Origin of the sequence: Nocardioides sp. TF02-7 (genome assembly GCF_022437945.1) — a bacterium.
Taxonomy (GTDB): Bacteria; Actinomycetota; Actinomycetes; order Propionibacteriales; family Nocardioidaceae; genus Nocardioides.
Genome location: NZ_CP092535.1, coordinates 4,596,547 through 4,615,615 on the forward strand (window position 1 = coordinate 4,596,547; position 19,069 = coordinate 4,615,615).

At 70.8% G+C, this 19,069-nt stretch carries 16 protein-coding genes and 5 pseudogenes; 13 read left to right on the forward strand and 8 right to left on the reverse strand.

Translation table 11 applies throughout. The annotated features are described in order from the left end of the window. Positions 1-4: 4 nt before the first annotated feature. The 4 genes and pseudogenes from MF408_RS27525 (at position 5) to MF408_RS23910 (ending at position 3,673) form a co-directional block, all read left to right on the forward strand. Positions 5-957, forward strand: a pseudogene (locus MF408_RS27525) (ABC transporter ATP-binding protein). Further along, positions 954-1,940, forward strand: coding sequence for a hypothetical protein (locus MF408_RS23900; protein WP_240249655.1), 987 nt, complete (start codon positions 954-956; stop codon positions 1,938-1,940). Before MF408_RS27525 ends, MF408_RS23900 begins: the two are co-directional and overlap by 4 nt. Positions 1,941-1,992: 52 nt before the next feature. Continuing rightward, a complete protein-coding gene (lipA, locus tag MF408_RS23905) occupies positions 1,993-2,940 on the forward strand; it encodes a lipoyl synthase (protein ID WP_240249656.1) in 948 nt (315 codons plus the stop codon). Between the two features lie 58 nt (positions 2,941-2,998). Next, entirely contained in the window at positions 2,999-3,673 is a 675-nt protein-coding gene (locus tag MF408_RS23910; RefSeq protein WP_240249657.1) for a DUF4191 domain-containing protein, read from the forward strand. On the opposite strand, the gene MF408_RS23915 is transcribed toward MF408_RS23910, so the two are convergent. From MF408_RS23915 to MF408_RS23930, 4 genes are all read right to left on the reverse strand, one after another. Continuing rightward, the gene (locus MF408_RS23915; RefSeq protein WP_240249658.1) at positions 3,609-4,154 is read right to left on the reverse strand and encodes an RDD family protein; all 546 of its coding nucleotides are present in this window, start codon (positions 4,152-4,154) and stop codon (positions 3,609-3,611) included. The two genes, MF408_RS23910 and MF408_RS23915, sit on opposite strands and share 65 nt — an antisense overlap. 27 nt (positions 4,155-4,181) lie before the next feature. Further along, on the reverse strand, positions 4,182-4,745 hold the full coding sequence (locus MF408_RS23920; RefSeq protein WP_240249659.1) for a hypothetical protein: 564 nt from the start codon (positions 4,743-4,745) through the stop codon (positions 4,182-4,184). Continuing rightward, on the reverse strand, positions 4,742-5,620 hold the full coding sequence (locus MF408_RS23925) for a hypothetical protein (protein ID WP_240249660.1): 879 nt from the start codon (positions 5,618-5,620) through the stop codon (positions 4,742-4,744). Before MF408_RS23925 ends, MF408_RS23920 begins: the two co-directional genes overlap by 4 nt. A 516-nt stretch (positions 5,621-6,136) precedes the next feature. Next, a complete protein-coding gene (locus MF408_RS23930; RefSeq protein ID WP_240249661.1) occupies positions 6,137-6,460 on the reverse strand; it encodes a hypothetical protein in 324 nt (107 codons plus the stop codon). Positions 6,461-6,715: 255 nt separating this feature from the next. Between MF408_RS23930 and glnA the strand changes: the two are divergent. Next, positions 6,716-8,137, forward strand: a pseudogene (glnA, locus tag MF408_RS23935) (type I glutamate--ammonia ligase). Positions 8,138-8,346: 209 nt separating this feature from the next. Then, entirely contained in the window at positions 8,347-9,399 is a 1,053-nt protein-coding gene (locus tag MF408_RS23940; protein WP_240249662.1) for a 3'-5' exonuclease, read from the forward strand. Positions 9,400-9,521: 122 nt separating this feature from the next. Here MF408_RS23940 and MF408_RS23945 read toward each other — a convergent pair whose 3' ends face one another. The 4 genes from MF408_RS23945 to MF408_RS23960 all read right to left on the reverse strand — a co-directional run bounded on the left by MF408_RS23945 (position 9,522) and on the right by MF408_RS23960 (position 12,520). After that, positions 9,522-10,298: an SDR family oxidoreductase gene (locus tag MF408_RS23945; RefSeq protein WP_240249663.1), complete on the reverse strand. Its 777-nt coding sequence runs from the start codon at positions 10,296-10,298 to the stop codon at positions 9,522-9,524. Next, on the reverse strand, positions 10,291-10,587 hold the full coding sequence (locus MF408_RS23950) for a hypothetical protein (protein ID WP_240249664.1): 297 nt from the start codon (positions 10,585-10,587) through the stop codon (positions 10,291-10,293). The genes MF408_RS23945 and MF408_RS23950 overlap by 8 nt, the downstream gene beginning before the upstream one ends. A gap of 110 nt (positions 10,588-10,697) precedes the next feature. Then, a complete protein-coding gene (locus MF408_RS23955; protein ID WP_240249665.1) occupies positions 10,698-11,306 on the reverse strand; it encodes a phosphotransferase family protein in 609 nt (202 codons plus the stop codon). Further along, a complete protein-coding gene (locus MF408_RS23960) occupies positions 11,303-12,520 on the reverse strand; it encodes an acyl-CoA dehydrogenase family protein (protein ID WP_240249666.1) in 1,218 nt (405 codons plus the stop codon). Before MF408_RS23960 ends, MF408_RS23955 begins: the two co-directional genes overlap by 4 nt. A gap of 150 nt (positions 12,521-12,670) precedes the next feature. Between MF408_RS23960 and MF408_RS23965 the strand changes: the two genes are divergently transcribed. From MF408_RS23965 to MF408_RS26330, 7 genes and pseudogenes are all read left to right on the forward strand, one after another. Then, positions 12,671-13,672 (forward strand): TetR/AcrR family transcriptional regulator, encoded by a 1,002-nt coding sequence (locus MF408_RS23965; RefSeq protein WP_240249667.1) that lies wholly within the window; start codon positions 12,671-12,673, stop codon positions 13,670-13,672. A 1,835-nt stretch (positions 13,673-15,507) separates the two neighbouring features. Next, a pseudogene (locus MF408_RS26310) lies at positions 15,508-15,798 on the forward strand (SDR family oxidoreductase); the annotation flags it as partial. A 62-nt stretch (positions 15,799-15,860) separates the two neighbouring features. Then, complete coding sequence (locus MF408_RS23975) at positions 15,861-16,613, forward strand: enoyl-CoA hydratase-related protein (RefSeq protein ID WP_240249668.1); 753 nt, start codon at positions 15,861-15,863, stop codon at positions 16,611-16,613. An 11-nt stretch (positions 16,614-16,624) separates the two neighbouring features. Then, a pseudogene (locus MF408_RS26315) lies at positions 16,625-17,107 on the forward strand (SDR family oxidoreductase); the annotation flags it as partial. A gap of 58 nt (positions 17,108-17,165) precedes the next feature. After that, positions 17,166-17,390: an SDR family oxidoreductase gene (locus MF408_RS26320; RefSeq protein ID WP_275693531.1), complete on the forward strand. Its 225-nt coding sequence runs from the start codon at positions 17,166-17,168 to the stop codon at positions 17,388-17,390. A gap of 47 nt (positions 17,391-17,437) precedes the next feature. Next, a pseudogene (locus tag MF408_RS26325) lies at positions 17,438-18,247 on the forward strand (CocE/NonD family hydrolase); the annotation flags it as partial. Further along, positions 18,244-19,068 (forward strand): CocE/NonD family hydrolase, encoded by an 825-nt coding sequence (locus MF408_RS26330; RefSeq protein WP_275693289.1) that lies wholly within the window; start codon positions 18,244-18,246, stop codon positions 19,066-19,068. The pseudogene MF408_RS26325 and the gene MF408_RS26330, both read left to right, overlap by 4 nt. Position 19,069 lies beyond the last annotated feature (1 nt).

Below are 19,069 nucleotides of genomic sequence, written 5' to 3' on the forward strand. Positions count from 1 at the left end.
CGGCATGGGGAGCGACCTGGTCATCGAGACCACCGGGCTGCGGAAGGAGTTCCGCAGCCGTCGCGGTGGGCTGCGCGTGGCCGTGCAGGGCCTCGACCTCGCGGTGCCCGCCGGCGGGGTGCACGGGTTCCTCGGCCCCAACGGGTCGGGCAAGACCACGACGATCCGGATGCTGCTCGGGCTGGCCCGGCCGACCGCGGGCACCATGCGGCTCTTCGGGCGGCCGGTTCCGGCCCAGCTCCCGCACGTCATCGGACGCGTCGGCGCCGTGGTGGAGTCGCCGAAGTTCTCCCCAACTTCAGCGGTCGCCGCAACCTCCAGCTCCTCGCCGGCGCCATCGGCGCCCCGGCCGGGCGCGTCGACCACGCGATCGAGACGGTGCGCCTCACCGGCCGGGACAAGGACCGCTACCGGTCCTACTCGCTCGGCATGAAGCAGCGGCTGGCGATCGCCGCGACCCTCCTCAAGCGGCCGGACCTGATGATCCTCGACGAGCCCACCAACGGCCTCGACCCGGCGGGCATCCGGGAGATCCGGGAGACGATCCGCGACCTCGGCGCGTCGGGCGTGACGGTGCTGCTCAGCTCGCACATCCTCGCCGAGGTGCAGCAGGTGTGCACCAGCGCGACGATCATCGGCGCCGGGCGATTGCTCGCCTCCGGCACCGTCGACGAGCTGCTCGGTAGCGGGTCGGCGTACCGGCTGGTCGCGCCCGACACCGCGGCCGCCGCGGAGGTCCTCGGCCGCGCCGGTTTCGCCCCCAGCCACGTCGACGGCGCCGTCCACGTCGAGACCGACGACCCGGGTCGGCTCACCCGGGTACTCGGCGAGGCCGGCATCTGGCTCACCGAGCTCGCGCCGCTGCGCGCGGACCTCGAGTCCTACTTCCTCGAGCTCACCGAGGGCGAGCAGCTCGGCGACCCGACGGCCGGCCCGCGAGCCGGAGGTGCCGCATGAGCCGCCTCCTGCGGGTGGAGCTGACCCGGCTCCTGTGCCGCCGGGCCGTGCTCGTCCTCCTCGCGGTCGCCGTCGTGGTCCCGGCCGTCATCGGCATCGCCCGGGTCGTCAACACGGCTCCCCCGTCGGACGCCGAGCGGGCCCAGGCCGAGGAGGCGATCGCGCAGGACGTCTCCTCGCGGTGGTGGCAACGCGACGTCGAGCGGTGCACCGACCGGCCGCGGCGGTACGGCGTCCCGCCCGGCGCCGACGACCTGCGCGCGGCCTGCGAGCAGGCGCTCACCCCGAGCGTCGACGACTACCTGTGGCACGACGAGCTCCGGCTGGCGGAGGAGCGCGACGAGGGCTCGGGGCTGGCCGTCGTCGTCGTGCTCGCGATCCTCATGCTGCTGGTCGGCACCACGTTCGCGGGCCACGACTGGGCGAGCGGGTCGGTCAGCAACCAGCTGCTCTTCGAGAGCCGGAGGTTGCGGGTCTGGGCGGCCAAGGGCGTGGTCGTGGCCGGCTTCGCCGCGGTGGTGACCGCGGTCGTGGTCACCTCCTACTGGCTGGCGCTCTACGTGGTCGCGGGCAGCCGCGACATCCGGGTGCGCGACGGGGTCCTGGTCGACTGCCTGCAGATGGGCGGCCGCGGCGCCCTGGTCGCGGGCGGCGTCGCGCTCGCCGGCTACGCGCTCACCATGCTGTTCCGCAGCACGGTGGCAGCGCTCGGCATCCTGCTCGCCCTGAGCCTGGCGGGCGGCGTGGTGCTCGCTGTGGTCGGCGTCGACTCCGTCTGGAACCCGGGTCTCAACCTCGCCGCCGTCGTCCTCGACGGCGCCACCTACTGGGCCGACGAGCCGTGCGGACTCCCCGGGAGCGGGGAGCTCTGCGGCGTCGAGCGGGAGCTGTCGCTGCGCCGCGGCGCGGCGTACGTCTCCGCGATCCTCGCCGCCGCCGTCGCCGCCTCCGTCGTCTCGTTCCAGCGCCGCGACGTCCCCTGAGCCGGAGCGGCCCGCGAGGATCGGCCGAGGCCCGCGGAGTAGGCTGGAGCGCGTGACGACCGCTCCCGCCCCGCAGCCCGAAGGTCGCAAGCTCCTCCGCCTCGAGGTGCGCAACGCGCAGACCCCGATCGAGCGGAAGCCGGAGTGGATCAAGACCCGGGCGAAGATGGGCCCGGAGTACACCGCGCTCCAGTCGCTGGTGAAGTCCGAGGGCCTGCACACCGTGTGCCAGGAGGCCGGCTGCCCCAACATCTTCGAGTGCTGGGAGGACCGGGAGGCGACGTTCCTCATCGGCGGCGACCAGTGCACACGGCGGTGCGACTTCTGCCAGATCGACACCGGCAAGCCGCAGCCGCTCGACCGCGACGAGCCGCGCCGGGTCGCGGAGTCGGTGCGCACGATGGAGCTGCGCTACGCCACGATCACGGGCGTCGCCCGCGACGACCTCGCCGACGGCGGCGCCTGGCTGTACGCCGAGACCGTGCGCGCCATCCACGAGCTGAACCCCGGCACCGGGGTCGAGAACCTGATCCCCGACTTCAACGGCCGCCCCGAGCTGCTCGCCGAGGTGTTCGAGTCGCGTCCCGAGGTGCTCGCCCACAACGTCGAGACCGTGCCGCGGATCTTCAAGCGGATCCGCCCCGCCTTCCGCTACGAGCGCTCGCTCGACGTGCTCACGCAGGCGCGCGCCTTCGGGCTGGTGACCAAGTCCAACCTGATCCTCGGCATGGGCGAGACCCGTGAGGAGGTCAGCCAGGCGATGCGCGACCTGCACGACGCCGGCTGCGAGCTGCTCACGATCACCCAGTACCTCCGGCCCTCCGTGCGCCACCACCCCGTCGAGCGGTGGGTGAAGCCGCAGGAGTTCGTCGAGCTCCAGCAGGAGGCCGACGAGATCGGCTTCGCCGGCGTGCTGTCCGGGCCGCTCGTCCGTTCGTCCTACCGGGCGGGTCGGCTGTACCGTCAGGCGATGGACGCGCGCGAGCGGGCCACGGCCTGACCGCCCGTCCACACCCACGCAAGCCCCGCAGCACCGAGGAAGTCAGGCACCCCGCACGATGGCGAAGCAGATCGACCCCGCGAAGATGAGCCGACGGCAGCAGATCGTCGAGACGTTCCGGATGTCGAAGGAGGTCGACCGCGCCCTCCCGTGGTGGATGCTCGGCGCGTTCCTGGTCTTCGGGGCGATCGGCTTCGGTGTCTTCTGGATCCTCCCCGGCAGCGGCACGTTCGCGCTGGTGATGGCGATCGTCGGCGGTCTGCTCGTCGGCCTGCTGGCGATGATGATCGTCTTCAGCCGGCGCGCCCAGCGCGCGGCGTACGCCCGGCTCGAGGGCCAGCTCGGCGCGGCCGCCCGGGCGCTCACCATGTTGCGCCGCGGGTGGCAGCTGGAGGAGATGATCGGCTTCACCAAGCAGCAGGACATGGTGCACCGCGTGGTGGGCCCTCCGGGCATCGTGCTCGTCGGTGAGGGCAACCCGAGCCGGCTGCGCCCGCTGCTCACCAGCGAGCGGAAGAAGCACGAGCGGGTGGCCGCGGAGTTCCCCGTGCACGAGATCGTCGTCGGTCAGGGCGAGGGCCAGGTGCGGCTGCCCGACCTGGTCCGTCACGTCCGCAAGCTCGGCCGGCAGGTCAAGCCGGCCGAGATGACCGACATCCTCTACCGGCTCAAGGCGCTCGACGCCCAGCGGCCGAAGATCCCGCCCCCCGCGGCCCGGTGCCGACCAGCATGAAGGGGATGCGGCAGAACCTGCGCGGCCGCTGATCAGCGCCCGGCGGCCGGGTCAGGGCGCGGTCAGGGCGCGGAACGTCTCCAGCCGCACCGTCGCCGTGCCGGTGGCGAGGTCGTGCAGGCCACGGCCGTCCTGGCGGAACACGAGCGGCGGGATCACCAGCGCGACGAGCACCTGCCGCAGGAGCAGCCGCAACGGGTTCATCGGCCGGAACCGGCCGTCGGCCGGCACGACGCGCAGCCGGGGTGGCGAGCTTGCCGAACGACCCGCCGAGCAGCCAGGTGAACAGCGCGGACTCGGCCACGTAGACGAGGAGCGGGTAGAAGTCCGACGGGGTGGTCTCGGGCCGGGTGAACTCCTCGAGGCCGACGAACGCCACCACGACCAGCGACGAAGCGAACCAGTCGACGACCAGGGCGAGGACCCGCCGTCCCCAGGACGCGGTCTCGAACGGCAGGCTGCGGGGCGGGCTGTCAGGCACCCGCCCACCCTAGGGCGGCCGGAGCGGTCACTCCTTCGCCGGGTCGGGCGTGCAGGTGGCGAGGAACGACTCTCCGTCGCGCTCGGCCACCTCCGCCGGGCCGAGCCAGCCGACGTCCTGGAACCAGAACGTGTCGGCGGGGTGCTCGGCCGAGCCGTCGACGACCTCCGCGAGGTCGGCGCTCGACCCCCAGCCGCCGGGATCGCCGTCGACCGACAGCCGCACCGACGTCGCGTCACGCCAGTCGAAGTCCTCCGGCAGCGCCTGCTCCACCTCGAACCCGCGGTGCGGCCCGGCGAGCGGGAGGTGCTCGACCGTGGCGCCCCGCTCGCCGCGGGCGGTGAGCACCAGCTCGTCGTCGCCCGGCTCGAACGCCAGCGCCACCCGGGTGACCCGGGAGCACGCGGAGCCGGTCCAGATCCGCAGGCCGCCGTCGTCGGCGGCACGGACGCCGAACGCCGGGCGCAGCGACGGCGCGAACTGGGCGTCGGGGTCCCACCCGTCGTCGGGGTCGCCGGTGTCGTCGCACGCGCCGAGTGCGGCGACCAGCGACAGGACGGCCGCTGCCGGCAGTGCGCGGAGGCGGGTCACCGGTAGCCGCCGTCCCCGAGGCCGGCCTCCTCCTCGATGCCGTCGCTGTCGGTCGCCACGTCCCAGATCATGCCCCAGCGGCCCTTGTCGGCCCACTGGCGGGAGTGCCGCTCCTCGTGGTGGAGCAGGCGGTCGAGGTCGAGGGTGCCCTCGTAGGGGTTGCCGTCGTCGTCGGTGTACCACGCGTTGCCCGACCGGACCATGTCGCGCAGCTGCTCGGCGGCGTCGTCGGGGTCGTCGATGTTCGCCATGAAGATGTCGCCCCAGGCGGTGCCGCCCTTCTGGCTGTAGAGGTCCTGCAGCCAGTTGCCGCCCAGGCCCATGAGCATCCCGTTGGGCGTGGTGACCAGCCGGCCGCCGTTGTCGTGGACGAAGCCGACGTCCTCGTCGTAGGACCAGTCGTTGGCAGCCTGCCGGTCGATGATCCGCTGCACCTCGTCGGCGGAGTACGCCTCGGGCGTGAAGTCGGTCTGGTGGCCGTCGCCGTAGTCGGTGCCCGCGTTGAGGATGTAGGTCATCAGCACCGCCTTGCGGGCGTCGTCGCCGCTGATGCCGTCGGGGAGCAGGAAGTAAGACTTGCCGTCGGGGTCCGTGATCTCCTCCAGCCCGTCGAGCACCTCGAAGTCCTCGGGCGTGATGCCGTGCTCGCGAGCGATCTCGATGATCGTCTCGGCCGGCACGCCCCGGCGGTCGGCGTTCTCCAGCCACTGCGTGTAGTAGCCCTCGGGCAGCGGGCCGCTGAGCAGGCCCTCCTGCCGGAGGCGGTACTCGATCCGGTTGCCGGTCAGCTCGAGCCGGTCCGACACCCGGTCGTAGGCGACCTCGCCGAGCGTCCAGCCCGTCGGCGGGTTGGCTCCGACGAAGTGCCGCAGCACGCCGCGGAGCTGGTCGAGGACGGGGCGGCCACGCGTCCTGAGGTCCTCGAGGACGTCGTCGTACTTCGCCGTCGAGACCGGCGACGGCGCGATCGAAGGCCTGCCGGTTGATGTCGCGCTGCTCCTCGCGCTCGAACCGGGTGTCGACGGCGTCGGGCATGTCGCGGTCGGCGGCGGCCCGGTCGACCACGGCGTCGTCGTAGCGCCGGCGGATGCCGTCGATGTCGCCGCGCGCGTCCTCGACGTGGCCGACGTACGTCGCCAGCGCGGTCGCCGCGTCGCCCAGCCGGTCGCTGTCGCCCTTCATCGTCGTGGCGAGGACGCGGACGTCGGCGACGGCGGTGGTGGCGGTGTCGGAGCGCCACGACTCGGCCAGCCGCAGCGAGTCGTCGTCGACCTCGGCGTGGCTGTCGAGCAGCAGCTGCCCCAGGTTGTGGACGGCGCGCTGCTGCGAGCGCAGGATGCCCGGGTCCTCCGGCGGGTAGGGGAAGCGGGCGCGGGCGGCCTCGCTGGCCATCAGAGCCGGTACTCCACGTCGATCTCGTTCGTCACCCGCACGGTGTCCTTCACCAGCGTGCTCAGCGCCTCCAGCTCCATCGAGAACGCGCCGAGCCGGCCGCCGACCGCGGTCAGGACGTCGTCGGCGGCGTTGACGACGTCCATGCCGGCGCGCAGCGGGCCGAGGAGGAGGTCGTCGAGGTAGCTCGACGGGTCGTCGGGGAAGGCCCGGGCGCCCTCGGCACCCCGGGTCGCGGCGGCGTCCAGCTCGCGCGCCTTCGAGGCGAACCGGGTCGCCGCGGCGCCCGACCCGTCGTAGTCGATGTAGAACTCGTGACCCACTCCTGGGACCCTCCTCGCACTCCCCCCGGTTCTTGACCGGTGCGCGCCCGCGGTAAACCCGCGACGTAGGCTGGCAGCCCGACGAACCTGTTACATCGACGAAACAAAGTGGTGATGGTCGAGAAACGGCCTCTCCCTAGGTTTCGGGCAGAGGTCGGCACGCAGCGTCGCGTCCCGGATCGCCCGACCGCGAATCCTCGATCCCGAGACCGATCCTGACTGGAGGCTGAGCCCGGCTCAGCCGAGGAGGAACGAATGTTCAACAACAGCGAAGAGCTGCTCAGCTTCATCAAGGACGAGGGCGTCGAGATGGTCGACGTCCGGTTCTGCGACCTGCCCGGCGTCATGCAGCACTTCACCGTCCCCGTGTCGACGTTCGACGAGTCGGTGTTCGAGGACGGGCTCGGGTTCGACGGCTCCTCGATCCGCGGCTTCCAGGCGATCAACGAGTCCGACATGGCGCTCTACCCCCGACCCGACCACGGCGTACGTCGACCCGTTCCGGGAGTCGAAGACGCTGGTCGTCAACTTCTTCATCCACGACCCGATCACCGGCGAGCCCTACTCGCGCGACCCGCGCAACGTGGCCCGCAAGGCGCTCGCCTACCTCGAGACGACCGGCGTGGCCGACACGGCGTTCTTCGCGCCGGAGGCGGAGTTCTACATCTTCGACAAGGTGCGCTACTCCACCAGCGCCAACGAGGGCTTCTACCACATCGACTCCGTCGAGGGCTGGTGGAACTCCGGCGCCGAGGGCGACAACCTGGGCTACAAGACGCGGTTCAAGGGCGGCTACTTCCCGGTGGCGCCGTACGACCACTACGGCGACCTGCGCGACCAGATGGTGAAGAACCTGGAGAACGTCGGCCTCACCGTCGAGCGCTCCCACCACGAGGTGGGCACCGCCGGCCAGGCGGAGATCAACTACCGGTTCGACACGCTGCTGCGCTCGGCCGACGACGTCATGAAGTTCAAGTACGTCATCAAGAACACCGCGTGGCACAACAACAAGTCGGTCACCTTCATGCCGAAGCCGATCTTCGGCGACAACGGCTCGGGCATGCACGTGCACCAGTCGCTGTGGAAAGACGGCGAGCCGCTGTTCTACGACGAGACCGGCTACGGCGGCCTCTCCGACCTCGCCCGGTGGTACATCGGCGGCATCCTCAAGCACGCTCCCGCGGTGCTCGCGTTCACCAACCCGACCGTGAACTCCTACCACCGCCTGGTGAAGGGGCTTCGAGGCCCCGATCTCGCTGGTCTACTCCTCGCGCAACCGCTCCGCCTCGGTCCGGATCCCGATCACCGGCTCCAACCCGAAGGCCAAGCGCATCGAGACCCGGTTCCCCCGACCCCTCGGCCAACCCCTACCTCGCCTTCTCCGCGCTCATGCTCGCCGGCCTCGACGGCATCCAGAACAAGATCGAGCCGGCCGCGCCGATCGACAAGGACATCTACGAGCTCCCGCCGGACGAGATGGCCGAGATCGACCAGGTCCCCACCTCGCTCGGCGCCGTGCTCGACGCCCTCGAGGAGGACCACGACTTCCTCACCGCGGGCAACGTCTTCACCCCCGACCTCATCGAGACCTGGATCTCCTACAAGCGCGAGCACGAGATCGAGCCGGTCCAGCAGCGCCCGCACCCGCACGAGTTCGAGCTGTACTACGACATTTAGGCTCAGATATAGGAGAACAGCTCGAACTCGTTCTCCAGAGTCGTCGAAAGTGGCGGCTGACCTGCGGAAACTCCCGCGGCGTCAGCCGCCACTTCTCGTTGGGTCGCACGCGGGGGTGTCCGAGATCGAGTAGATGTGGGAGATCCGATCGAGCTCGAGCTCCTGAGGTCGCCTGGAGCGGCACCTGACGTGCAGAGGTCCTCTGCGGCGTGAGCCGCGACGCAGTCGCACACAACGCGACCTTCGAGGAAGCGTTCCTCGCGAGAGAACTGCAGCGCGCGGGTATCAACATCTCTCCGATCCCGGCGCTGTGCACGCTCTGGCTCGGCCGGCAGGCATTCGCCACGCCGAACCACAAGCTCAGCACGATCGCACGAGCTGCGGGCGTCCCGCTCGTCGACAAGCATGCCGCACTGGGCGATGTGCGGGCAGTGGCCGCACTGCTGCCGCAGATGACAAGCAAGTTGCGGTCTCCAGTTCGTTACGCAGGCGGGCCGATGACGTGGAGTCACAACAGCCCAGCCGGGCAACTTCCATTGGTGACGCGAGCTGTCGCGCTGCGCAAGGGAACTGACGGCTGGATGCAGTCTCTCATGGCGCGTCTGCCCACCACCGGGCTTGCACCGAATGACGCTGCCGCTGAGGCGTATCTCGACGCGCTTGCCGAGGTGCTCTCCGATGGACGCATCACCGGCGATGAGGCGAAGGTGCTTGCGCGTCTCGCGGGGACAGCCGGCATGGGCGGCGAGCAGGTAGGCGCACTGAACAAGCGATTCCTCGACGGGATCAAGGTCGTAGCGCTGGACGACGACGTGCTCACGACCGCAGAGATCCGTCAGCTCAAGGCCGCCGCGAAGGCGCTCGCCCTTCCCGACTACTTCGGCGAGCTCCAGCCCACGGCGCCACCGACTCCCGGGCGGAGCGATGTCGGGGCGCTGGGCGACCCGCCAGGAAGGAGCACGATGAAGGCACGCGTCCAGCGTGGGACACGGGCTCTCGCGATGCAGCGTGCAGGTTCGTCACGCAGCGATATCGCTGACGCACTCGGCGTCAGTCAGGACACCGTGAAGTCACTGCTCCGCGACGCGAAGTTCTACGACAACCCACCGTCTGATCCCTCGCGTCTCGCGTTCGCCCGTGATGCTCGCCGCGCGCGGGATGCGGGAGTCACAAGAGATGTCTTTCGAAACGACCGCGGTGTCAGCGCAGGTAAGAGCTTCGAGGCGTGGCGCGATGCCGCAATGCTCGCTGACTTCTTCTAGCCGGTCTGCACTTCCTCGCAACGTTCCGCGTGCCGCTGCAGCTCCCGCGCGCTATCGAGCATCTGGCTCCATCTTCAATCGCGGTAGCGCAGTCGAAGCCGACGGCACTTCGATACGCGAACCTACGTCGCGCCGCATGGTTCGCGTCTCCCCTCCGAGCTGTTCAGGCTTCGAAGCCCGACGTCCCAGCGCGGGTGATCAGTATCCGGGGCACCACCGACCGGGCGCTCAGCGACACCAGCGCCTCCACGAGCGTGACCAAGTCGCTCACCGGGATCATCTCGTCGGGTGGGATGCGGTCGTGGGTCCAGGCCGACATGTCGGTGTCGACGTAACCGGGGGGCGATCGCGGTGGCGCTGACGCCGTTGCCCGACTCCTCGGCGTTGAGCGTCTCGACCAGCGAGTTGAGCGCCGCCTTGGTCGCGCCGTACGCCGCCAAGCCGGGCTCCGCGTAGACGCCGCTGATGGACGAGAGCACCACCACGCGGGCGCGGTCGGCCGCGCGCAGCAGGGGCAGCAGCCGCTGGAGGAGCAACACCGGAGCACGTAGGTTGACGGCCAGTGTCTTGTCGAGCCGTGCCTCCGGGAGGTCGCCGATCGGCGCGGCGGTCCCAACACCGGCATTGAGCACGAGGCAACCGAGGTCGCCGAACGCCTCGGCGTGCCTCTTGCCCAGGACGTCTGGAAGCGCCGGGTCGGCCAGGTCGCCGGCGACCGGCACCACCTCCGGCGCACCCAGCTCACGCAGGTGCCCGGAAACATCGGCGAGGCGTTCCTCGTCCCGGGCCGTGATCGTCAGCGCGGTGCCGCGGCGAGCGAGCATCTCGGCGATCCCGAGCCCGATCCCGCGCGACGCCCCCGTGACGAGGGCGCTCGCGCGGCCGCGCGCCTCAGTCATCGTCCAAACCTGCCAGGCCCGCGTCGAGGAGCACCGGAACCGTGGCCGCGACGCCCTCGTACCCGTTGCCGGAGGTGGCCCCCTGGCCGTGTCGGTAGCTGATGCCGGCGGCGATCATCGCGATCTTGTAGTAGGCGAGCCCCATGTGGAACGCCTTGTCCACGAGGTCGCGGCCGGACCGCTCCTGGTAGCAGTCCCACAGCTCGTCGGCGCTCGGGAACTGCTCGCTCGCCCAGGCAGCAGGGAGGCCGAGGACCCCGTCGAGCGCCGGATGGCGGTAGGCGCACATGAGGGGCCACGTCTGCGGCCGGGTCGCCGAGGGTGGAGAGCTCCCAGTCGACGACCGCCAGCACCTCCCCGGGGTCGTCCGGTGCGAGGATCAGGTTGTCGACGCGGAAGTCACCGTGCACGATGCCGGTCAGCCGCTGCTCGGGCAGGGAGGGCCGTGAGCCGCGCGTGCAGGCGGTCCGCCCGCGGGTCCGTGCCGCCGATCTGCTCCCACTGCCGGTGCCACCGCCGCAGCTGACGGGCGGCGTAGCCGCCGGGTCGGCCGTGCTCGCCGAGCCCCACCGACGCCGGGTCGATCGCGTGCAGCGCGGCCAAGGTGTCGACCAGCCCCGCGGCACAACGAGCGTGGTCGGCGGGCGACCAGCCGACCAGGGCGTCCCGGGAGCGGACCGTGCGCCCCTCGACGAACTCGACGATCGCGCAGGGCACGCCCAGGGCGCCGCCCTCATCGAGGACGACGGGGCGGGCGACGGGCACCGCCGTGCCCCGAAGCGCCGCGACGACGCGGTACTCGCGCGCCATGTCGTGCGCCGACTCGATGACCGCGGCGCGTGGTGGACGCCGCAGCGCCCACGACCGCCGGCCGTCGGAGAGGCGGTAGGTCAGGTTGGAGCGACCGCCCACGACGAGGCTCGCCTCGAGCGGCCCAGCGAGTTCCTCACCGGCCGAGGCGAGGAGGGCACCGACCCGCAGGAGCTCCTCGGGAGCCAGTTCCGTCATCCGCGCTCCACCTTCCGCAGCGCGCGTCGGGCGATCGACCAGCGGTGCACCTCGGAGGCGCCGTCGTAGATCCGGAACGGCCGGACCTCGCGGGAGAGCCGGGCCAGGGGCAGGTCCTCGGACACGCCTAGCCCGCCGCACATCTGGACGGACCGGTCGACGATGCGCCCGATGGCCTCGGCGCCGAACGTCTTGGCGATCGAGGTGGACGCCGATGCGCGCCCGCCAGAGTCGAGCTCGCGGCACGCATCGAGCAGGAGCGCCCGGGTTGCGGCGATGTCGATCTCGTTGTCCGCGACCATCTGGTGGACCAGGCCCGACTCCGCTAGCGGGCCGCCGAACGCCTGCCGCTCGGTCACGTAACGCAGTGCGACGTCGTGCCCGCGGAGGGCGGCCCCCAGCCACCGCATCACGTGGGTCATCCGGGCCGGACCGAGGCGGACCTGGGCGTTGGCGAAGCCCTGGTCGACCTCCCCGAGAACCCCATCATCGGGCACGAACACGTCGTCGAGGACGACCTCGCAGTGGCCGCCGAGCATGGACCGGTCGAGCGTGCGGACGTGCCGGACGATCCGGATGCCGTCGACGTCGGCGGGGGTCAGGAACATCGTGGCGCCGCTGCTGTCCCCCGGCTGGCCCGACGTCCGCGCCATCACGATGAAGAAGCCGGCACCGTCGGCACCGGTGATGAAGATCTTGCGGCCCGAGATCCGCCAGCCCCCGAGCACCCGCCGGGCCTCGGTGCGCAGCGCTGACGGGTCGGACCCGGCGCCCGGAGCCGGCTCGGTCATCGCGAACGCCGACCGCACCTGGCCACCGACGAGCGGACGGAGGAACTCCTCCCGCTGCGCACCGGTCGCGGTTCTGTCGAGCAGGTGCATGTTGCCCTCGTCGGGCGCCGCGATGTTGAGCGCCATCGGCCCGAAGAGCGACCACCCGGCCGCCTCGAACACCGGGACGCGGTCGACCATGCCGAGGCCGAGGCCGCCCAGGTCCTCGGGTCCGTGCGGGCTGAGCAGCCCGCGGGCCCGAGCCTCCTGCTGGAGCTCCACCCGCAGCCGGTCACCGCCGGCCGCCTCGACGTCGCCCTCGGCAGCGTCCTCGATCGGGAGCACGACGTCTCTCACGAAGGACCTGGTGCGCTCGACCAGGTCGGCGAGCTCGTCGGCGCGCCGCAGGAAGGCGCCGAGCCCGATCTCCATTGCTTCAGCCATGGCCTCTTCCTTGCGGTCGGAGACGCACCGCGGATGGGCCGGCACCCGGCTTCCAGCCTCGGGGCGCCAAGGCGGTGCATGAACGTTTGTTTACCATGTCCTGGTGACGGAGGTCAACAAACGTTCACCCTCCCGGTGTAGCGTCGGGGCGTGACCGGGAACAGCCAAGCCGCGCCGATGTCGCCGACCGCCCAGCGGATCCTCGACGTGGCAGCGCAGATGTTCTTCACGGACGGCTACGCCGCCACCTCGGTGCGACGGATCATGACCGCGTGCGACGTGACGGCCGGGTCGATGTACAACCACTTCGCCTCGAAGGAGGACGTGCTGTACGCGATCCTCGAGCGCTCGCACGACGACACGCTCACGGTGCTCCGGTCCGGGCTGGACGCCGCCGGCGAGGACCCGGGCGCACAGCTGGCCGCCTTGGTGGAGGCGATCTCGAGGTTCCACACCGAACGCCAGGTCGAGGGCATCGTCAGCCAACGGGAGTGGCGGCACCTGCCACGCGAGCGCGCCCAGGCGATCCTGGTCAGGCAGCGCGAGGTGCGAGAGATCTTCGAGCGCGTTCTGCGCCGGGGGGCCGACGACGGGTCCTTCTCGTTCGTCGACCGCGGGGTCGACGTCGACATCACGGCGAAGGCGATCCTCGACCTGTGCATGAACGCGGGCCGATGGTTCCGGCACGGCGGTCGGGTGTCCTCGGCCGAGCTGGCACGCCAGCACGTCGCGATGGTGATGGCAATGGTGGGGGAACGCTTCATAGCGGAAACCTGCCTGGACGACTGCCTCGAGCTGCGGCCGGGTCTGCGTCGTCCGTCCTACCTGACCGGCTCTCCACCGATGGCGGACGATCCGCCGGCGTCGCCCGCCCGCCGACCGCCCGCGCGTCCCGCCCCTACCAGGCATGCCACCAACTCGACGTGCTGGCGCGCGATGTCGGCAGAGCCGAGCCTGCCGTGCGGCCGGAACCACTTGCCCGCGTTGATGCAGAGATCGAGGATCGACTTCGCCGCGACCTCGACATCGACGCCCGCCGCACCCAAGGCGAACTCGCCGGACTCGACCCCGCGGGAGAGGCATTCCTCGAACAGCGCCCGCACCTCCCTCTGGAGTTCGAGCACGTCGGCGGCGCGCGCCGGCGGTAGGTAACGCCACTCGGTCTGACTGACGAGGCCCTCGAGCTGTCGCTCGGAGTGGAAGGTCGAGATGGCGCGGACCAATGCCCGCAGCTGCGCCTCCGCGTCGCGGTCGGCAGTCGCCGAGGCGACCCGCAGCGACGACAACGAGTCCTCCAACGATCGCACGAGAATGGCGTAGAGAACGTCTTCCTTCGACGTGAAGTGGTTGTACATCGATGCCGCCGAGACGTCGCACGCGCGCATGATCTGGCGTACCGACGTACCGGGGTAGCCCGCAACGAAGAACAGCTCCGTCGCGACGTGCAGGATCCGTTCGGCGGTGTCGGTCTGGCGGGCATCCCGACGCCTGGCGGTCACGGGGGGACTCTAACAGGATGAATGTATGAACGTTTGTTGACATGTGACCGCTGCCACTGATAAACAAACGTTCATGCAGCCAACTGGTCGGACGCTCGACATGTGCGACGTCGTCTACGAGCGCGCCGGCTGGCAGACCTATCTCGGCGCACTGCTCCGCGAGGCGCCGCGGTACGGCGACGTCTTCGCCGGCCGCTTCGCTCGCCTGACCGACCTGTCCCCCACCACCGTCCGCTGCCTTCTCACCGACGACCTCGACGCTGCCATCGACAGGCTCGCGGGAGCACTGACCGAGGCAGTGACACTCTCCGAGCACGTCGCGGGGCTCGTTGCCGACGATGTCGTCCAGGTCCTTCACGGGGGACCCTGGCCGTGCGGGGGGCGGGACCCTGAACGACCACGTCGCCGGGATCGTCGCTGCCCATCCGGACAGGTTCCTAGGCTGGGCGGGCGTGTCTCTGGCGGAGCCGACCGGTCGCGTAGCGGAGGCGACCCGGGCCGTCGACGAGCTCGGACTCACGGGTCTCTCGGTCATCCCGTTCCTCGATCGGGTCGATCCGAGCGACGCTGTTCACGACCCGCTCTGGCGGTTCGCGGTCGATCGCGGCCTACCGGTGTGGATCCACAGCGGCCAGAACTTCTCATCGGCGGCGCCGATGACGATCAGTGCCCCTCAGGTCATCGACCGGATCGCCCTGCGCCATCCGGACCTGAAGATCGTCCTCGGCCACGGGGGTGGCCATGGATCGCGGAGGCTGTGGCGCTCCTGCAGCGCCACCCGAACGTCTACCTCGAGTTCTCCTCACATCACCCTGAGACGATGGCCCAGCCCGGGTCGGGATGGGGAGCCCCTCTTCCTCCACGGTTCCCGCTCCCTGAAGCACCGCGTCATGTTCGGTTCCACGAGCTGGACACATGGCACCTCACCCGGACAGATCGCAGCCGCCGCAGCAGCCCTCCCGCTCGAGGACGACGTACGCGCGGCCTGGCTCCACGGCAACGCCTCCCGGCTGCTCGGACCGGCTGGGCAGGTGCAGCGATGAGCGGGCGCCTGGCAGACCGTCGCGTCCTGGTCACCGGCGCGCTCGGGGGCATCGGCGCAGCGCTCACGGAGCGGCTCCTTGCGGAGGGTGCGGTGCGTCCTGGGGGTGGACCGGCCGGAGGTCGTGGCCGCTCGGGTAGCCGACGGTCCGGCGGGCCTGACGCTCGCCGGCGTGGATCTGCTCGATCCCTCCGCCCTCGCCGCCGTGTCAACGCTGTGTCGTGACGAGCTCGGCGGGCTGGACGGACTCGTCAACAACGCCGGGGTCGAGCACCGCGCGCCGCTGGGCGAGCATCACGACGACGACTGGACCCGGGTCCTCAGCGTCAACCTCGACGCCCCGTTCCGCCTGTCGCGCGACCTGGCCGACGCGCTGACGCTGAGCGGGACCGGGGCGATCGTCAACATCTGCTCGATCGCGGTGATCGGATTCGCGGGGGCAAGCGGCGTACGACGCCAGCAAGGGCGGTCTGCTCACGCTGACTCGCTCCCTCGCGGTCGAGCTCGGACCGCGGGGTGTCCGCGCCAACGCGGTCTGCCCGGGCTTCATCGACACCCCGATGCTCGACCAGGGCTCGCTGCGCTCGATCGCCGAGCGCGTGTCGCGCGGTCTGCCGCTGCGGCGCCTCGGCACCCCTGCCGACGTCGCCGCAGCGGTGGCGTGGCTTCTCAGCGACGAGTCCGCCTACATCACGGGTCAGTCGCTCTTCATCGATGGAGGAATGAACCGCCAATGACCACTCAGGATGACCACCTCCACCTGGAGACGCTCCTGGTGACGAGCCCGCACCCCGGGGTCGTGTGGATCGCGCTCAACCGGCCGCACCGCCTCAACGCGATCGACAGGCAGCTCGGCGAGGATCTCTACCAGGCTCTCGATCGCCTCACGGGCGACCCGGCAACTCGTGTCGTGGTGATCACCGGCGAGGGCAGGGCGTTCTGCGCCGGCGACGACCTCGGCGCCGTGGAGGAGCACATCAACGGGGACTACCGACAGTCGCCGGTCATCGGCAACACGCTCGACCCGATGTACTTGCGGATCCTGGAGCTCATCGTCACCAGCCGGGTGCCCGTGATCACCGCTGTGAACGGGTTCGCCGCTGGCGCTGGAGCCGAGCTCGCGTGCGCCGGCGACCTGCGGATCGCCAGCACCGAGGCTCGAATCGGGAGTGCGCTCATCAAGGTGGCCCAGGCCGGCGGCCTCGTGATGCTCTCGCGGCTCGTCGGGGCCGCTCGCGCAACCCAAATCTACCTGTCCGGCGAGCTCCTCGACGCGCACGAGGCCGGGCGTCTCGGAATCTTCACCGAGGTGGTACCCCACGACGAGTTGACGAACGCCGTTCTCGCGCAGGCACGTCGGCTCGCAGACGGGCCCACGGCGGCGATCGGCCTGTTCAAGGAGCTGCGCGAGCAGTGCGCCGGCCAGCCCGTCCAACTTGCCCTGCGGTTCCAGAACGTAGTCCACATCCGGAACAACGTCGAGGTCGCCGACGCCATCGAAGGCGCCAACGCGTTCGTGCAGAAGCGCACCCCACGGTTCACCGGGAAATGAGGAAACCACACATGGATCACGACATCTTCGGACGCTTCGACGGACACGTCGCGGTGATCACCGGGGCCGCCAGCGGAATCGGCGCGGCCTCGATGGAGCTGTTCCGTCGCGCAGGCGCCATCGCTGTCGGGTTCGACCTCGAGGCGGGGCCCGACATCCTCAGCGTCGACGTGTCCGACTCCGAGGCCGTCGAGCGCGGGCTGGCCGAGGTGGTCGACCGGTACGGACGCCTCGACATCGTCCACGGCAACGCGGGCATCAACGTGCCCGGCCGCGCGCACTCGATCTCCGACGCCGACTACCGCCGGGTCATGGGTGTCTGTTGCGACGCGAACTTCTTCCTCGTCCGCTCCGCCGTCCGCTACATGCGCGAGCGCGGCGGCGTCTTCCTCTTCACCGCGTCGATGTGTGGCATCGGTGCCACGCCCCGGTCCCCCGTCTACAACATGGCGAAGCACGCGGTGGTGGGGCTGACCCGGTCCGTCGCGCTCGACTACGGCGCACAGGGGAATCCGTGCGGTCGCCCTGATCTCCGGGCCGACGCACACGGCCATGGTGGACTCGCTCTGGCCCGAGGGCGAGCTGCGCGACATCCTCGTCGGTTCGACCTCCGTGGGCCGACTGAGCCAGCCCGAGGAACAGGCCCGTGCCGCCGTCTTCGCTGCGCTCCCCGGCTCGTCCTACCTGACCGGCGGCGTCATCAACGTGGACGGCGGGGCGACCGCGGGTTGGAACGAGATGGCGAGCCGGATGCTCCAGATCAAGGCGCCGGCGTGACGACGAACGCCTCGTGGCACGGCGACGTCGAGACACCGATGCGCGACGGCGTGGTGCTGCGCTCCGACGTGTGGCGCCTCGACGAGCCGGCTCCTGCCGTGGTCTTCCGGACGCCGTACGGCCGACGTGCGCTCACCTCCGACGTGCTCAAACCGCTCGACTGCATCCTCGGCGGCTATGCCGCCGTCATGCAGGACACGCGAGGACGCTTCGGCTCCGACGGCGGCTGGGCCCCGCTGATGTGGGACCAGGAGGCCCTCGACACGTTCGACACCGTGGAGTGGGTCGCACGCCAGGAGTGGTGCAACGGCCAGGTGATCCTCGCGGGCACGTCGTACGGCGGCATCCTCTCGTTCCTCGGCGCGTCGACGCGACCGCCCAGCCTCGCCGGTGTCGCCGCCGCCATGGTGACCACCGGCAGCAGGGATCGACGCGAGATGGGCGGCGCCATGCGCCTCGAGCAGGTCCTCACCTGGCTGATCTACATGGCGACGGACTGGGTCGCGCGGCACCCGGAACAGGCCGACGAGCGCACGGTCGCCACGCTGCGGGACTTGTGGGCTGACCCGAGCCCCGCGCTCACGGCCTTGCCGCTTGCCGAGGGCCCGATGTCGTCCCTCACCGGGTTCCCCCTCGACGTCGCTGCACTCCTGAGCGGCGAGGTCAGCACGACGCCGGAATGGCGTGCCTCGGACGTCGACGTGCCGGTCTTCGTCACGACCGGCTGGTACGACGTCTTCTGCTCCGCGACCGTCGACGCCTTCCGGGGAGGCCGTCGCCGAGCAACCGGGACTGTCGCACCGACTGGTCGTCGGACCGTGGGCACACACGGGATCCCTGTCCCACCTCGTCGGTGAGCACAACTTCGGCATCACGGCATCTGCCGGCGCCGCCGGGCTCCCCGGCCCGACAGCTCGACTTCTTCCGCCGGAAGGACGCCGCCTCCGGCGCGCCGTCGCACGAGGTGACGTACTTCCTGATGGGCGCCGACCGCTGGGACTCGGCACCAGGCTGGCCCCCTCCCGACACGTCGGCGTACGTCCTGCACCTGCACCCCGGCGCACGTGCCGGGGGCGGCTCCGGCCTCCTCGGCGAGGCTGCGAGCGGAAACGCTGCGGTCGACTCCTACCGCTACGACCCGCTCGTACCGATTCCCGCCCGCGGCGGGCGCGTGATCCACCTCGGCCGATCCACACCGGGCCCGATCGACCTCTCCTGGCAGCTCGACCGCTCGGACGTGCTGAGCTACCAGACTCCCCCACTCTCCACTGCCGTCGACGTCGTCGGCCGGGTCCGCGCCGACCTGCGCGTGGAGATCGACCAGCCGGACACCGACGTGGTCGTTCGTCTGGTCGACTGTTGGCCGGACGGACGCATCTACCCGGTCGCCGAAGGCATCGTGCGCCTTCGGGATCGCACCGACGCGGTCGAGCAGCACGATCGGTCCGGCCAGGTCCTCGACGTCCGGATCGGTCTCGGCTACACGGCTCAGCGCTTCAAGGCCGGCCACCGGATGGGCCTGCTGATCACCAGCAGTGCGTTCCCCCACGCGGACCGCAACCTGAACTCGCTCGAGCCGTCGGTCACGTCCGGCGAGGCACGCACGGTCACGGTGAACCTGCACCCCGCCGGCTCCACGCTCACTGTCGACGCCATCGACAACCAGAAGGACATCTGAC

Bases quoted from the DNA above. Each gene is read 5' to 3' on its own strand.
- MF408_RS23900 (WP_240249655.1), top strand. From the start codon at position 954: ATGAGCCGCCTCCTGCGGGTGGAGCTGACCCGGCTCCTGTGCCGCCGG.
- MF408_RS23910 (WP_240249657.1), top strand. From the start codon at position 2,999: ATGGCGAAGCAGATCGACCCCGCGAAGATGAGCCGACGGCAGCAGATC.
- MF408_RS23945 (WP_240249663.1), bottom strand. From the start codon at position 10,298: ATGACTGAGGCGCGCGGCCGCGCGAGCGCCCTCGTCACGGGGGCGTCG.
- MF408_RS23950 (WP_240249664.1), bottom strand. From the start codon at position 10,587: ATGTGCGCCTACCGCCATCCGGCGCTCGACGGGGTCCTCGGCCTCCCT.
- MF408_RS23955 (WP_240249665.1), bottom strand. From the start codon at position 11,306: ATGACGGAACTGGCTCCCGAGGAGCTCCTGCGGGTCGGTGCCCTCCTC.
- MF408_RS23960 (WP_240249666.1), bottom strand. From the start codon at position 12,520: ATGGCTGAAGCAATGGAGATCGGGCTCGGCGCCTTCCTGCGGCGCGCC.
- MF408_RS26320 (WP_275693531.1), top strand. From the start codon at position 17,166: ATGGTGGACTCGCTCTGGCCCGAGGGCGAGCTGCGCGACATCCTCGTC.